The 15,613-nt window shown below is 39.7% G+C and carries 10 protein-coding genes; 2 read left to right on the top strand and 8 right to left on the bottom strand.

Going from position 1 to position 15,613, the window contains the following annotated elements:
* Positions 1-15: 15 nt before the first annotated feature.
* The 3 genes from ACUW6H_RS01915 to pitA are packed head-to-tail and all read right to left on the bottom strand — an operon-like array spanning position 16 to position 4,426.
* Positions 16-1,281, bottom strand: a complete 1,266-nt coding sequence (locus tag ACUW6H_RS01915) for a DUF7601 domain-containing protein (protein ID WP_002882385.1) — start codon at positions 1,279-1,281, stop codon at positions 16-18.
* Entirely contained in the window at positions 1,281-1,832 is a 552-nt protein-coding gene (gene sipA, locus ACUW6H_RS01910) for a PI-2 pilus system signal peptidase SipA (RefSeq protein ID WP_033605637.1), read from the bottom strand. Before sipA ends, ACUW6H_RS01915 begins: the two co-directional genes overlap by 1 nt.
* The gene (gene pitA / locus ACUW6H_RS01905; RefSeq protein ID WP_454360413.1) at positions 1,832-4,426 is read right to left on the bottom strand and encodes a PI-2 pilus tip adhesin PitA; all 2,595 of its coding nucleotides are present in this window, start codon (positions 4,424-4,426) and stop codon (positions 1,832-1,834) included. The genes sipA and pitA overlap by 1 nt, the downstream gene beginning before the upstream one ends.
* Before the next feature lie 355 nt (positions 4,427-4,781).
* Here pitA and pepT point away from each other — a divergent pair, with 355 nt between their 5' ends.
* Positions 4,782-6,005, top strand: a complete 1,224-nt coding sequence (gene pepT / locus ACUW6H_RS01900) for a peptidase T (RefSeq protein ID WP_454360411.1) — start codon at positions 4,782-4,784, stop codon at positions 6,003-6,005.
* Between the two features lie 36 nt (positions 6,006-6,041).
* Here the strand turns inward: pepT and ACUW6H_RS01895 are convergent, their stop codons facing one another.
* The 5 genes from ACUW6H_RS01895 to ACUW6H_RS01875 form a co-directional block, all read right to left on the bottom strand.
* Entirely contained in the window at positions 6,042-9,089 is a 3,048-nt protein-coding gene (locus ACUW6H_RS01895) for a pneumococcal-type histidine triad protein (RefSeq protein ID WP_454360409.1), read from the bottom strand.
* A gap of 13 nt (positions 9,090-9,102) precedes the next feature.
* Entirely contained in the window at positions 9,103-10,020 is a 918-nt protein-coding gene (locus ACUW6H_RS01890; protein ID WP_454360407.1) for a metal ABC transporter solute-binding protein, Zn/Mn family, read from the bottom strand.
* Positions 10,021-10,216: 196 nt separating this feature from the next.
* On the bottom strand, positions 10,217-12,739 hold the full coding sequence (locus ACUW6H_RS01885; protein WP_454360405.1) for a pneumococcal-type histidine triad protein: 2,523 nt from the start codon (positions 12,737-12,739) through the stop codon (positions 10,217-10,219).
* A gap of 258 nt (positions 12,740-12,997) precedes the next feature.
* A complete protein-coding gene (gene ptsP / locus ACUW6H_RS01880) occupies positions 12,998-14,731 on the bottom strand; it encodes a phosphoenolpyruvate--protein phosphotransferase (protein ID WP_454360403.1) in 1,734 nt (577 codons plus the stop codon).
* Between the two features lie 5 nt (positions 14,732-14,736).
* Positions 14,737-15,000: a phosphocarrier protein HPr gene (locus ACUW6H_RS01875; RefSeq protein WP_000146948.1), complete on the bottom strand. Its 264-nt coding sequence runs from the start codon at positions 14,998-15,000 to the stop codon at positions 14,737-14,739.
* Between the two features lie 362 nt (positions 15,001-15,362).
* Between ACUW6H_RS01875 and nrdH the strand changes: the two genes are divergently transcribed.
* Positions 15,363-15,581 (top strand): glutaredoxin-like protein NrdH, encoded by a 219-nt coding sequence (gene nrdH, locus ACUW6H_RS01870; protein ID WP_000259240.1) that lies wholly within the window; start codon positions 15,363-15,365, stop codon positions 15,579-15,581.
* Positions 15,582-15,613 lie beyond the last annotated feature (32 nt).

The following is a 15,613-nucleotide window of genomic DNA, read 5'->3' as shown; positions in this document are numbered from 1 at the left end:
AGTTAAACCACTTATTTAAGCTTGTCTGCGTTTTTTAGACAAAACAACAAATCCAGCCAAACCAAGACCAATCATCAAGATGAAAGGAAGATTGTCAATCAAGAGACCAGTAGGGGTAACGTCTTGAACGCTATTGGTGATTGTGTTTTCATTTCGTTTTTCGCCAACTAAAATACTATCTTGAGTCAAATCAGCTGAAATTCTGCCTGCTTGAGTTTTAGATACTCCATTTTCCCAATAAGCAGCTGAAGCTGTATAGCCCTGAGATCCCGTTTCAACCAATTTATAACGAGTACCTGCTGGGATTGTATCAAATACTAAGGATTGATCATGGTGTAGTGTAATTATTGTTTCTTTTCCGTATTCAAAAGTTTTAGAAACATTCCCGATTTTTCCTACAATAGATGTTCTATCTTCAGTAGATGCTTTTTTGAAAGTAAGCTTGAAAGTGAAATCTTTCGATTTATCTGCAGTTCCTCCTGAAACAACTTTTTTAATTACTAATGAGTCAACTTTAGGATTAAACTTCGCAAGGTGCGGATTATTAGGATGGGGGTGATTTGGATCTGTTATCTTACCAGCATTTTTACGATAGATATTTGTGAACAAATCGTATTTGTAAGTAGGCCCTTTTTCAGATGGTTTCACTTTAGCTGTGGCCCCTGTTGTTTCTTGTTTAAAGTACACAGATGAGATATACACACCACTCGTTGATTTATTTTTTACAATAACATGCATTTCATAGCTACGATTATCATATGTCATTGAGTCAATTGCATCATCACCTCTTTGAATTGCTCTCCAACCGTCATTTTGTTTTTCAGCTACAGTATAGACATATTCTCCAGCGTGTGTGTAAGTCACGTTTGCAAAAATATTTCCAGTTTCTTTCTTAATACTAGTTTGATTTGGTTGCAAAACATCTCTTTCAGAATAATTAATTGTTTTATCTGCTATTTGACCGTTTGAAGCATTGATTGTTTCATATGGTACTCCGTTATTCGAGTTACCGTTTTTCGGAGTGAAAGTAAAGGTAAAGTTAGCTAGTGGTGTAGTGATTCCTTCTGCAATATTCAACACCTTGTTAATGGATACTTGTGCATTTGTTTCTCCATTAGACATTGCGGTTGCATCAGAGTTTTCATCCGCAAATGTTGGCACTCCTCTAAAGACCGACAAGGCGGTTACAGCTGCAATACTTGCAGTAACTAATTTTTTCAAAAATGTTTTTTTCATGATTATTCCTTTTATTTTTAAATTTCTTTTTTCATAAATTGTCATCAAAAGCCCCGTCGTCTTAGAACTGTTACCACCTTGCCATGGGTATCCTGTATCGGAATGGTTCCAAAAGCACGACTGTCTACAGCCGTTGTTCGATTGTCTCCGAGGACAAAGAGTTGTCCTGCTGGGACTTTCATTGGGAAGGTAGCCCCTTCCTTATAGAGCAGCGTTTCTTTGTAGATATCCTGCTCTTGTTGAGGAGAACCGTTGATGATGAGACCATTTTCGTTTATATCGATCGTACTTCCTTCGGTTGCAATGACACGGGCCACTCTTTCCTTGCCTTTATAACTATAGACGAGCAGATCACCAATAGAATAACGTTTATCTAGCCTATAGTAGACAACCAAGTCGCCATCTTTTAAGGCTGGTTTCATGCCATCGTCATTGTATCTCAATAGTCCAAAGACAAAAAAGTAAAGGGTGGCCAGTACAAACCCAACCATCAGAAGCTTACTGACTAAGTAGAGGATATCCCCCCATACACTCGGTGGGGACTTATCCCGATTGACTTGTGTTACTGGTTTCTTATGTTTCTTTTTTAGTAGCATTACTTCCTCCTATTCACCACAAGGTGTCCAAGTAAAATTGTAAAGAAGATTCCTCCTAGAGGAAGGATTATTCCTAACACGAGTGTACTGCTAAGGAAGTCAATTCCGGTTTCAGGTACGCTATTTTTATTGTTAGTGACTATTGCAGCCTTATCTGAATCAAGAGTTCCCTCTTTGTTTTCATAGGAAACCTGATAACCTCGAGAAGAGCTAGCTTCTTCTTCAATAGTGAAATGGCTACCGAGTGGAAGTCCATCAATTTTTATGGTGTGGTCTTTCTTAAGATCAACAGACGATTTACCATTAGTAAATTGTAGGGTTGTTCTTTGATTATCTACTGTTGCGCTATAGGACCCATTCAATGGTTTATTTTGAGCATCCTTTAAGTTAATGGTGATTTGAAAGGATTTTAATAGATTGGCAAAGGCTCCCGTTACTTTCTTAGTGACTGATAAACTCGGAAGCTTGTGATTCGTTACTGTACTGGTTTCATCTATATTCAAATCTCCTTCTTGATTCTCATATGTAACGTGGTAACCATTCGTTGATGCCGCTTCTTCTTCAACCTTGTAATGTGTTCCTCGAGGAAGATAACTTAGAACACCTTTCCAACGTTTCCGTTTTTCGACACGGATCTCCGCTTCTCCATTCACAACAGTTATCTCGCCGAAAGTTCCATTCAATGGTTTAGAATCAGGTGAGGTTAGTTTTACCTTAATCCTAAACTCCTTGTTCAAGTTATTTTCAGATTTCAACACTTTTTTGATGGTCAGACTTGGTAATTGCTTATAGACGACCTTAAAGGATGGTCTAGATTCTGTACCAACATTTTTAATTTCTTTAGTAAATGCGGGAACATCAGGTGCTATTAAATCGTATTGATATCCTTTAGCAACTTTTTCAAAGTTCCTCGTTTCATTAAAGATATTTGTTCTAACATTTACATTAGTCTTTCGATAGTCTTGATTATCAGAACCTCCGTTCTTGTTCTTTTGAACCAGTTTCAGTTCAACATTACTTGGTTGATTAGCTGTTATAACTGTTCTCGCACCCGTCACACCCTGCCATTCAACTTCCACTGGAACCGTTAATGGATCCGAAGGCTTGAAGGTTGGTTTGTCAGAGTAATCTTTGGTCTTGGTTTGAGAGGTGCCTATTCCATAAGAATATGTGACACTGGCTCCTTTATTGGAGTAGAGTTTATTGACATCAGATCCCTCAGCATCACCAGCCTCTATCTTCTTATCACCAGCGATAGCATCTAGAGCTTCTTGACTAGATGTAACAGTGAATTTTAGAACATATCTAGCTCCATCTTCTAAGGAATAATTCGGCGAAAATTTAGCCGCAACTTCCACTAATCCTTCTGAAGTTGTTTTGGTATCAAAAGTTACTTGATTCTCAGTTAATGTTTCACTACTTCCATCCTTTTCTTTCACTACACGAAACTCTGAGGATCCGTTCGGTAATAGCTGGACATACTTAGAAAGAACATCTTTGATGGTCACGTGGTGGATCCCCAGTGGCAGAATCTTATCAGTGATATCTTTGAAATTGTCTCGTAACTGGTCTTCATTGTTTGCGGATAGGATTTCATTAGGAATGGAAGAATTGTGGTACCTGATATAATACTGCAGACTAGTAATACTGTCGACATTGTTTGAATAACGAAATTTAATGGAATAAAAACCATCAAGTTTTGGAGCAAGACTATAGGCTAGATTATTGATAGATACATCTAAATTATTCCAGAACCATTCAGGCGCCGTTTCTGATCCATCTTGATTATTATAGTTATAAACTGTATAACCACTGTCGTTGTAATACATATTGGCAAAACCATCTGATAGAACAATAACAACCTTCTTTGCATTTGGTCTTGCACTATCAATCAATTGATTAGCAATACGAATACCCGCGCTAATATTGGTTCCTGTACCGATTCCTGATTCAGTCCCTATTGATTGACCACCAGCAATTCTCATATTACTGACTGCAGTCTTTGAACCACTAGCATCGTTATTCCAATTTAAAATTGTTTCCGCATCATCCCATGGGGATACACCATCATAAAATGCTGTTCTCTCTTCATACGGCCAATACCGATACCCCCACTCCCATTTTCTGTAGTTGGCATTCCATGCTTGTTCCGCAAACTTATTATCGATTTTTCCACCAAAACCTACCATGGACAATCGATTATTTGAATTGGATAAAATGGTATCAATTAAGCCCTGACGATCTCGAGTTCCTTTAAGGGTATTTTTTAAAGCATCCAATCTTGTAATTGTTCGGCCAGTAGAAGAAGGAACATCTCTTTTATTCATACTTCCAGAGAGGTCTGCTACTAAAACAACATCCAAGGGATCCGTTTGGGTCTCCGTTCCCAGTTTGGAAGTGATATCCAATGACAACTCATACTTGTCATCCTGTCCTGATATCGGAGTAATCGTTTTATGAAGACTTGTCTGAGGTTCTGTAGTAGAATCTGCATTTAACAGACTTATCGGAGCACACAAAAAGAGAATAGCTAACAGTGTAACTAAACGGCGCGCAATAATTTGAACTTTCTTAAACTCGAAGTGAATGTTCATTTTATTCTCCTTAAACAAGATACTTTGAATCTGTTGTTATATCAATCTAGACATTCGCAAGCTTATTGTACAATAAACTTCACGCAGTGTCAACTAATATGATTATTTTTATATTATGTTAATTAATAAAAAAGTATGATTCTTCTTTGTCTTTCAAACTATTCTATGGTAAAATGAAAAAAGAATAAAAAAATTTCATAAAATACAAATGCATATATTTTATTCTAAAAAATCCAATAATATCTATGAAAATGTTTTGAATTTAAATTATTATATTTTTTCAAAATTCACGAAATTTCATAATCGTTTTTTCCTGAATAGTATGCTTTATTTTATGAAAAATAAAGGAGTTTTTATGACTTATCCGAACCTTTTAGATCGTTTCTTGACCTACGTTAAGGTCAATACGCGATCTGACGAACACTCTACTACTACTCCAAGTACGCAAAGTCAGGTAGATTTTGCAACCAACGTTCTTATTCCTGAAATGAAACGTGTTGGTTTGCAAAAAGTCTACTACTTACCAAATGGTTTTGCTATTGGAACCTTACCAGCTAATGATCCAAAGCTCACTCGCAAAATTGGCTTCATCTCCCATATGGATACTGCTGATTTTAATGCTGAGGGAGTTAATCCGCAAGTCATCGAAAATTACGATGGGGGAGCTATCGACTTGGGTGATTCTGGATTTAAACTAGATCCCTCTGACTTCAAGAGTCTTGAAAAATATCATGGCCAAACGCTTATCACAACTGATGGCAGGACCTTGTTGGGTGCTGATGACAAGTCAGGGATTGCTGAGATTATGACTGCTATTGAATATCTGACTGCTCATCCCGAAATCAAACACTGTGAGATTCGTGTTGGTTTTGGACCAGATGAAGAAATCGGTATTGGTGCTAACAAGTTTGATGCAGAAGATTTTGACGTTGACTTTGCCTATACCGTTGATGGTGGCCCACTAGGTGAACTTCAGTACGAGACTTTCTCAGCAGCAGCTGCTGAACTCCATTTCCAAGGGCGCAATGTTCACCCTGGTACTGCTAAAGGTCAGATGGTCAATGCCCTTCAGCTAGCGATTGATTTTCATAATCAACTTCCTGGGAATGATCGTCCTGAACTGACAGATGGTTACCAAGGTTTCTATCATCTTATGGATGTATCAGGTAGTGTAGAGGAGGCGCGTGCAAGCTATATCATTCGAGACTTTGAAAAAGATGCCTTTGAAGCTCGTAAGGAAGCCATGCAGGACATTGCTGACAAGATGAATCAAGAACTTGGGAATGATCGCGTAACCTTGACTCTGACAGACCAGTACTACAATATGAAAGAAGTCATCGAGAAAGATATGACTCCTGTTACCATTGCTAAAGCTGTTATGGAAGATTTAGGTATCACGCCAATTATCGAACCAATCCGTGGTGGAACAGATGGTTCTAAGATTTCCTTTATGGGAATCCCAACTCCGAATATCTTTGCTGGTGGTGAAAACATGCATGGACGTTTTGAATACGTGAGTCTTCAGACTATGGAACGTGCGGTGGATACCATCATTGGCATTGTATCTTATAAAGACTAAAAAAGACGAGGTAGCTCAGCTACTTCGCCTTTCTTTTTATTCATTTGGTTGAGCACTTGGCTCAGACTCACTTTGCGCTTGCTTTTCTGTTGGTTTAGAAGCAGCTGTTTCACTGTCTTTCTCAGACTTAGATTGGCTATCAGTTTCACTTGCTTTTGAACGGAGTTCCTGGTTTAAGCTAATGATTTCTTTAGCTAGAGTGAGGAGACCTTCTTTATCACTGCTTTTGGCTGCAAGTTGATCAAATAGGCCATCAACACGTTCAAAGTCAGCATCGGATCCTTTGTTATCCTCTAAGTACTTGTGAAGAGAGAGCAAGATATTATAGAGTTTTTGGTAGATGATCACTGTTTGTGGATCTTGTTCTGCTTCTTTTTTCTCTCGTTGGATAGTCGCCGCAATACGATTTAATAGATCCTCAAGTTGTGTTTTAGCTTCGTCAAGGTCTGCATTTTCTTTTTCTGCGGCTGCTTTGATATTGGCTGCTTCTTCAGCTAGGGATTGTTTGACACCGTCTTCTTTGACACGCGCTAGAAGTTGAACAACTTTGGATAGGAGAGCATCCACTTCTTCCTTCTTGACCTGGCTAACCCGCTCTTCTGGCATAAAATCACCGTAGAGTTCTTTTAGGAATTCATAGATGGCAGTCTTAGCAGTTTGACTATCTACTTTTTCCGTATCTAGAATAGTCTTACCAGCTTTTGTAGAAACGGGTTCTTCTTTGAGAGCTTCTTCTACTTCTAGCTTAGTTTGGTAAATAGTTGGGAATAACTTGTTCAAGTCGGTTGCTTTGAGGAAAGATTGTGACTGGTAAAGTTCCCATGTCAACTTGGCAACACGGTTCCGAAGTTCTTCTCTCAAACGACCATCAGACACATGTTCGTAGAAGTACTTGATGTACTCTACTGTTGTGACTCCTGTCCGATCTCGGAAATCTTGCAAGGCCTGAAGTTTCGCTTCAATGGCAGCCAACTCTGTCTCATCCTGTGCTAGTTTTGCTTCCTGCAAATGTACCAAAAGATCTTTCTTAGGCAAGCCATAAGTATCCGTATCCAGTGTATTGATCTTATCTACTAGGGCTTGGTACTTCTTATCTAAAGGTGAAGTTTCAACCGGTGCCACACTTTGATCCACATGGATGTATTGTTTATCGAAGAGATCCAAGGTTGCTAGGTATCCAGCAGTTGAGTTTGTTGCCAATTTTTTCATATTTTCGGTGAATTGCCCCAAAGCAAGTTCAACCCGTCTCTGCATGATAGGCTGGTCTTTGTAGAGACTTCTGCTATCTGCTAAAAGTTGATCCACCTTAGATAGAACTGTTTGTTCATCAAATGCCCCAGGTTGATAGGTCGATTGTAGGGCCGGAATCTTGTTTTTCAAAGCCACTTCATAGCCCTTAGTTTGGACCTTGATATAGTGATTGTGGTCTCCGTGAGGAATGACAAAACTACCATTTTCTACTTGCAAACTATAAGGAGATACCCCATCACGTAGGGCAGTCGTATACAGTTCATTTAGGAAATCCAGTTCTGGGTTCCCAGTTTGGAGAGGAATACGAACATGTTCTTTTCGAACAGCATAGGGATGGATATGGGTTGGATCATAGGCTTGATCCGGATTTCCAAAGACAAAGAATCCATTTGAAATACGAATCGCTTCGAGCGGAACCCCGTATGTCTTAGAAATGTAAGCAATCTTTTCTTCATCGCTAGCATCTCTTGAGAAACTTTCCACAGTCTTGGCAAGTGGTTGAACAGGCTCAGACTGATGATTTTCTTTCAAGTGATCTTGGGCAGCTTTGATTTGGGCTGCAGTCAAGTCCTTCTTAAAGAAATAATGAGCGTGATCTCCATGAGAAACTACAAACCCTTGCTCATCTTCACTAATAACATGGTCAGCTGCAAAACCATGATCATGTTCTTCACCGTGGTGATGGTTTTGCTCCTCTCCATCATGGTCATGATCTTCGTGGTTGGTATCCAGACTTCCATGGTTACCGTCTTGGTCATGATGATGGTCTTGCTGCCCAGGATGTTCTACGGGTTTGCTTGGTTTTTCCAAAGGTGCTGGTTTTCCACTGTCGCTAGCAAGAGGAATCATACGCGCAATCTTTTCTTCCAAAGCAGAAAGCTTTGTATATGGAATAAAATGATAGTGATTTCCGTGAGGAATCGCTACGCCACTTGGTGTTCTGCTTGAAATCTTAGCAGGGTCAAAAATCAAGCCATCTGATTCTGCATAACGTTGATTACTTGGAAGAGCATAGAGTTGCTGCAATAGACTCTGAAGGCTCTCTTCTGGTTTGCTTGGTGTTTCGGTTTGTTGACTAGGATTAGTGGTTTGACTGGTTCCATTTTGACTTGGACGATAGTTAGTCACACTCGGTTGTTTTCTAGTTCCAGAGAGATAGGCTTGGGCAGCTGCCAATTCGCTAGCAGACAAAGAACTCTTAGGAATGTAGTGGTAATGTCCACCGTGAGGAACGATGTAAGCATCACCAGTATCTTCTATAATATCAGATGGATTAAAGATGTACCCATCATCGGTAGTATAGCGTCCTTGTGATCGTGCAAGTGTCACAGCACTGTTAGAAGTTGGCGCATCGTGAGTATGACCTTGTTTTTGGCGTTCAATTTCGTCCTTCGTACGAACGTTATCTGCATGCGCCGCATCCTTAAGGTAAACATAATACTTGCCATCAACCTTGATAATGTAGCCACCTTTGATTTCGTTGACAATGTCAGCATCTTTCAGTTGATAATTGGCATCTTTCATCAAAAGTTCTTCACTGAAAATCGCATCAAAAGGAACTTTTCCATTGTAATAATGGAAATGATCACCGTGTGAAGTCACATAACCTTGATCGGTAATTTTCACGACAATTTGTTCTGCCTGAATATCTTCCTTTTTGCTAACTTGATCTGGTGTCTGAGTCTCTGTTTTTTGAGAGTCTTGTTTCCCATCAACATAAGACACACGGTTATTATCTTTGTTTCCTTCTACCTGGTGTTGGTTCAGTGCATAGATGCAAAGACTTAGGGAAAGGACTAAAGCCGATCCCGCCACAAGATACTTTTTCTTCATTTTCATCATCTCCTCATTTTAATTCTTCTGCAAGAACTTTCATATTTTCTTCTAGATTTTCTAAGTAAGTTTTGTCATTTTCGGGGTCTGCTTCCAAAGGATTCAGTGTTTTCAGACTAACCCCTGTTGATTTGATCAAGGTTTCAGCAACTTTAGAAGAGGCATTGCTCTCAGTAAAGATGGTTTTAACCTTATAGGTTTTGACAAATTCTTGGATTTCTGTCAACTGTCTCGGACTCGGCTCTTGTTCAGGGGAAATTCCTGCTATACCAAGTTGTTTCAAACCAAAGCGTTTAGCCAGGTAAGAAAAGGCTGTGTGTTGCGTAACAAAAGTCTTTTGACTTGCTTTTTCAAAAATAGGCTGGTACTTCTTAGTCAATTCTTGGGCTTTAGTAATAAAGTTTTTAGCATTCTTTTGATACGTTTCCTTATTAGCACTGTCAATCTCCGAAAGTTTGTCAGCGATAATCTGAGCTTCTTCGCCTGCTTTTTCAGGATCTAACCAAGTGTGCGGGTCGTAAAGTGTTTTTTCATCAATCCCATCACCAGCTTCTACATCTTCCAAACCTGGTACACGCTCCAAGGTCATCCCTTCAGACGCTTCTAAAACTTTAACTTTTGATTTTTTCAAATTTGGATCCAGACTTCCCGCCCAAGACTCCAGTGTATGCGAGTGGTAGACAAAGACATCCGCGTCATAAATAGCAGCAATGTCATTCGCTGAAGGTTCATATGAGTGAATTCCACTACTTGACTGAATCATTCGAACATCATTCAGGTTACCTGATACCTCTTTGACCATGGCATAGACTGGGTAAAAACTTGTGACAATCTTCATCCCTTTTGCTTCTTGTTTTTCTTTTTGACTACATGCTCCTAAGACAAGAGCCAACAAACTGGCCATCAATAATAGGATCGTTCTTTTTTTCATCATTACTCCTTAACTAGTATTTAACCATTTAATTAACTAGTAAATAGTTTATCTTTATTTACATTATATGTCAAGTTATTTTGCACATTTTCATGAAAAAAATGAGAACTAGAACTCACATTCTGCTCTCATTTTTCGATTTTATCTTTTCTAGCTCTCCTATCCTGTTTTTAGGAGTTAGAAAATGTTGCTACGACTACTTACTCTCCCTTAACAAAGCCAATAATTTTTCAGCTTCTGCCAAAATAGTATTGTTGTCTTGGGCACCAAATAGCAGGTTATTTTTTAATCCTGTGAGAGTTTCTTTGGCATTAGACTTGATAATTGGATCCTGGATTTTTGCAAGTAAATCTTCAGCCTCTCTCAGTTTTTCTTCAACCTTTTCAGTTTCAACCTGAGGTTCTTCTGATTCCTCTGGCGATTCTTCTTCTGGCTCCTCAGTTGGTTTTGGAGACTCTGGTTTCTCACTCTTCGGCTTCTCTTCGCGCTGTTTTTCTTCCTCAGGTTTTTCTATCTGAGGTTTCTCTACTGATGGTTTTTCCGTATGATTGTTATCAGCTTGACCATTTTGGTTTCTTTGAACATGGTCACTTGCATTTCCCCAACCACTATCTGAATGCGGACGTTCGTTTGGATGTTCGACATAGTACTTCACAGTCGCAAAGAGATCCTCTAAAGAATACCCCTTAGGAACCTCATAAAGACCTTCGTCAAACCACTCAAATTTGATGTTATGGTAATGGTCATAATGAGGTATAATCAAGCTTCCGTTTTTGACTTCCACAGTATGTTGGAGATTGTAAGGCATACGATCAAGCGGTACCTTCTTAGCTGCTTTCACGCGCTTGTAGATAGCTTCTGCTCCCTTAGCCTCAGTATTTCCTGAATTCTGATGGTCTGTCGAAGGGGGCGTTAAACCTTTCTCTTTAGCATAAGCCTGGGCTGCCGCTCTTTCAGCTTCAGACAAACTATCTTTCTTTATCCAATGACTATGGGTCATATGTGGAGTTACATAGGCATCCCCCTCATCACTTGTGATATCACGTGGATCAAAGATATAACCGTCTTCTGTTGTATACTTACCTGCCAACTTGGCTACTTGAATCTCATCATCAGTATAAGCAATTTGCGCATTTGGTTTCCCTAAACGTTCTGGATGACGAATCGGTGCTAGAAAGGCGAGGATATCATCCACCAACTTGATTTTATCACTTGAGGCATCATCGAGACGTTCCAAGAGTTTATCCAAAGCGTCAAAATCAGCTTGGCGCCCTTTATTATCAAGTAAGTCTTGATGAACTCTTGCTAGTAAATCATAAACCTTATTGTAAAATCCTCGATTAGCAGATGGGAGGTTGTTTTTCTTAGCTCCTAGCTTATGAGCTAAACTTTCTTGCTTGCCTAGTTTACTATCAATGGCTGCTGCTGTTTCTGCCGAAAGTTCCTTGGCAGGAATATAACGTGAGATTCCATTCTCCTCAAAGACATAGCCATCAGCTACTTTTCGAACCGCCTGTTTAACCAATTTTCCGTCAATTGGATTGCTTGGAGCTGGTTGAGGATTTGGTGCAGGTTGCGGGCTTGGACTAGGTTCCGGAGTCGGTTGTGGACTTGGTTGTTCTGGTCTTGAATCCGGCACCCAGTGGTTCGAACGATAGCGAAGCGGGATGATGCGAGCGATTCGTTCTTCCAATTCAGACATTTGTTCATAAGGGATAAAGTGGTAATGGTTACCATGAGGGACAGCTACACCTCTGGCAGTTCGACTTGTGATTTGCGCCGGGTCGAAAACAAGGCCATCAGATTCTACGTGTCGTTGGCTCAAAGGCAGTTTGTAGAGCTGTTTCAAAAGACTATCAATGTCATCACTTTGACTTGCTTGACTGTTAGTATTGCTGTTGTTACTTGTGTTAGTATTTGTAGTTCCTGGATTGCTTACAGAAGGTACCCAGTTTGTTCTTGGAGTGTTATCGCTATTTTGTCGGCGATAGGTTCTTGAACTTGACAGATTGCCCCGACCAGATAGGAAGGCTTCTGCAGCAGCCAACTCACTGGCTGATAACTCACTCTTAGGAATGTAATGGTAATGATCGCCATGAGGAACGATATAAGCATCACCAGTATCCTCTATGATATCAGAAGCATTAAAGATATAACCATCATCTGTGGTGTAGCGGCCTTGTGAACGTGCCAAGGCTACCGCACCATCGTTTGCTGAAGTTCCTCCTTCACGATGCTGACTATGCTCTTGTTTTTGTCGATTGATTTCTTCTTTTGTACGGACATTATCCGCGTGGGCAGCATCCTTAAGGTAAACATAGTATTTTCCATCTACCTTGATAACATATCCACCCTTAACCTCATTGACAATATCCTCATCTTTTAGCTTATAGTTTGAATCTTTCATGAGTAATTCTTCACTAAAAATCGCATCATAAGGAACCTTACCATTGTAATAATGATAGTGGTCGCCATGTGAAGTGACATAGCCTTGGTCTGTTATCTTGACGACGATTTGCTCCGCATTGATTCCTTCACGCTTGCTAACTTCATCAGGAGTCAAATTCTCCGTTTTTTGCGTCGCTTGTTTTCCATCTATATAGGAAACACGATTATTTTCCTTAACCGTTCTGGCTTGATAAAGTCCCAACTCGTAAGAACAAACACTTAAAATCAAAGCTGCCGCAGAACCAGCAAGGTATTTCTTATTAATTTTCATCGAAACTCTCTTTCTATTTGATATTTCTAGTTGCAATTCATTTCTAAATTGCAAAAACTCCTCTCTATTACTTAACTGGTTAATAGTTTACTCCTAAATTTCCACCTTGTCAAGGATTTTATGAACCAGTTAAGTAATTTTTACTATTTTTTTACTTTTTGATAATTGTTTCAGATACGAACCATGAACTCTAACTCTCATTTCCCCAACTTTAAAAATCAAAAAAATCCCTGCAACTGCGTTGCAAGGACTTTTCGATTAATCAAAATTAACGTATTCTTTTTGAAGTTCAAGAACTTCTTCCATTGTTGAGCATTCTGTAAGGGCACGGTTTGCGTACTCTTCCATCTTAGCTGTATCGAGTTTCTTCATCAAGCTACGTGTACGAAGTACGGATGTTGCTGACATAGAGAATTCATCCAAGCCCATTCCGACAAGAAGTGGAACAGCCTGTTGGTCACCAGCCATCTCACCACACATACCTGCCCATTTACCTTCAGCATGAGCTGCTTTGATAACGTTGTTAATCAAACGTAGGATTGATGGGTTGTATGGTTGGTAAAGGTATGAAACTTGTTCGTTCATACGGTCTGCTGCCATTGTGTATTGGATCAAGTCGTTTGTACCAATTGAGAAGAAGTCAACTTCTTTAGCAAATTGGTCTGCAAGCATAGCCGCTGCAGGAATCTCGATCATGATACCAACTTGGATATTATCTGCAACTGCAACACCTTCAGCAAGAAGGTTTGCCTTTTCTTCGTCAAAGACTGCTTTCGCTGCACGGAATTCTTTCAAGAGCGCAACCATTGGGAACATGATACGCAATTGACCGTGAACAGACGCACGAAGAAGGGCACGGATTTGTGTGCGGAACATAGCATCTCCAGTCTCAGAGATAGAGATACGAAGAGCACGGAATCCAAGGAATGGGTTCATTTCGTGAGGCATATCGAAGTAAGGAAGTTCCTTATCTCCACCGATATCCATTGTACGAACGACAACAGGTTTACCGTTCATTCCTTCAAGTACAGCCTTGTAAGCTTCATACTGCTCGTCTTCTGTTGGGAAGTCTTGAGAATCCATGTACAAGAACTCTGTGCGGTAAAGACCAACAGCTTCAGCACCGTTGTCATTGACACCTTCAACGTCTTTTGGAGTACCGATGTTGGCAGCCAATTCGAAGTGTTTGCCATCAGCAGTTACTGTTTTAGCGTCTTTCAAGAGTGCCCATTCAGCTTTCTGTTGAGCATAAGCTTCACCAGCTGCTTTAAATTCTGTTGCTTGTTCATCAGTTGGGTTGATAATAACTTCACCTGTGATACCATTAACGGCAAGGATGTCACCGTCTTTTACGATTTCAGTGATGTTGTTTGTTCCCAATACTGCTGCAATTTCAAGCGTACGCGCCATGATAGCTGAGTGGCTTGTACGTCCACCAATGTTGGTTACAAAAGCTTTTACAAAGTTTTTGTCCAATTGAGCTGTATCAGAAGGAGTCAAGTCATGCGCAATCACAATCACTTCTTCATTGATAGAAGCTGGGTTAGGCAATTTTTTACCAAGAAGGTTAGCCAATACACGTTTTGTCACCTCGCGGATATCCGCTGCGCGTTCTTGCATGTATGGGTTGTCTTCCATACCTTCAAAGATAGTGATAAACATGTCTGTTACTTCTTTCAGACCTGCTTCTGCATTCACTTTCTTCGCACGGATAGTTTCTTTAATCTGGCTGATCATTTCTGGGTCAGCAAGCACCATTAAGTGAGCGTCAAATACTTGAGCAGCTTCTTCACCGAGCGTACCTACTGCTTTCTCACGAATAACAGAAAGCTCGTCTTGTGATGCTTTTAGAGCGGCATCAAGGCGAGCTTCTTCTGCGTTTGTATCTTCGACTGTAATAGTCTCAAATGACAAATCCGGTTGAACGAGTAGATATGCTTTTGCAACTGCAACACCATCAGATGCTGCGATTCCTTTAAGCATTTCTGTCATTTTCCTTATGCCAATCCTTCTTTTTCCATAGTTTCAGTGATAGCAGCGATTGCGTCGTCAGCATCTGCACCTTCAGCTGAAATTGTAACGTCAGCACCTTGGCCAACACCAAGACTCATAACACCCATGATAGATTTAAGGTTTACTGATTTACCTTTGTATTCAAGAGTGATATCTGAAGCAAATTTGCTAGCTGTTTGAACCAACAATGTTGCTGGACGTGCGTGAATACCTGTTTCTGCCACTACGTGGAAATCTTTAGAAGCCATAGTTTGACTCTCCTTTAGTTATTTCTTTTTTGGATTATATGTGATAACCCTTACAAGACTGTATTATATCACCTTCTAGATTATTTTTCAAGTGTTTTATGGACTTTCTTCTATTTCCTTTCTGATAACTTGCTGAAAATCTTCTATTTATCTTACCAATATACAGTATATAGTTTTTTTGTTTTGATAAACTTTGATAGTTCAATGAAAACCCAATTTTACACTCTGACAAAACACTATATCTTGTGCTTTGTTTTTGAAACTGTAACTTTTTAGCACAAGATTTAGTTTAAAAAGTTTGACAAAGTTTTTTTTTCTGATATACTAAGAAAGTAATCTATTTTGAAAGAGGAGTTACGAAAATGGTAACCGTTTATTCTAAAAACAACTGTGTCCAATGTAAGATGACCAAGCGTTTCTTGGACAGCAACAATGTCGCTTATCGTGAGATCAATCTCGACGAGCAACCAGAGTACATCGATCAAGTTAAAGAGCTCGGTTTCAGCGCAGCTCCTGTTATCCAAACACCAACTGAAGTCTTTTCAGGCTTCCAACCAGGAAAACTGAAACAATTAGCATAATCTTAGTACATCATCCAGAAGAGATTGCTTCT

It is taken from the genome of Streptococcus sp. 151470009-6 (assembly GCF_053628175.1).
Note: the sequence above shows the minus strand (reverse complement) of the source record. Positions and strands in the feature narration are given on the sequence as shown.

Excerpts from the sequence above, each read along its gene's own strand:
- ACUW6H_RS01890 (WP_454360407.1), bottom strand. The coding sequence starts at position 10,020 with ATGAAAAAAAGAACGATCCTATTATTGATGGCCAGTTTGTTGGCTCTT.
- ACUW6H_RS01885 (WP_454360405.1), bottom strand. The coding sequence starts at position 12,739 with ATGAAAATTAATAAGAAATACCTTGCTGGTTCTGCGGCAGCTTTGATT.
- pitA (WP_454360413.1), bottom strand. The coding sequence starts at position 4,426 with ATGAACATTCACTTCGAGTTTAAGAAAGTTCAAATTATTGCGCGCCGT.
- ACUW6H_RS01875 (WP_000146948.1), bottom strand. The coding sequence starts at position 15,000 with ATGGCTTCTAAAGATTTCCACGTAGTGGCAGAAACAGGTATTCACGCA.
- ptsP (WP_454360403.1), bottom strand. The coding sequence starts at position 14,731 with ATGACAGAAATGCTTAAAGGAATCGCAGCATCTGATGGTGTTGCAGTT.
- nrdH (WP_000259240.1), top strand. The coding sequence starts at position 15,363 with ATGGTAACCGTTTATTCTAAAAACAACTGTGTCCAATGTAAGATGACC.
- ACUW6H_RS01915 (WP_002882385.1), bottom strand. The coding sequence starts at position 1,281 with ATGACAATTTATGAAAAAAGAAATTTAAAAATAAAAGGAATAATCATG.
- sipA (WP_033605637.1), bottom strand. The coding sequence starts at position 1,832 with ATGCTACTAAAAAAGAAACATAAGAAACCAGTAACACAAGTCAATCGG.
- pepT (WP_454360411.1), top strand. The coding sequence starts at position 4,782 with ATGACTTATCCGAACCTTTTAGATCGTTTCTTGACCTACGTTAAGGTC.
- ACUW6H_RS01895 (WP_454360409.1), bottom strand. The coding sequence starts at position 9,089 with ATGAAGAAAAAGTATCTTGTGGCGGGATCGGCTTTAGTCCTTTCCCTA.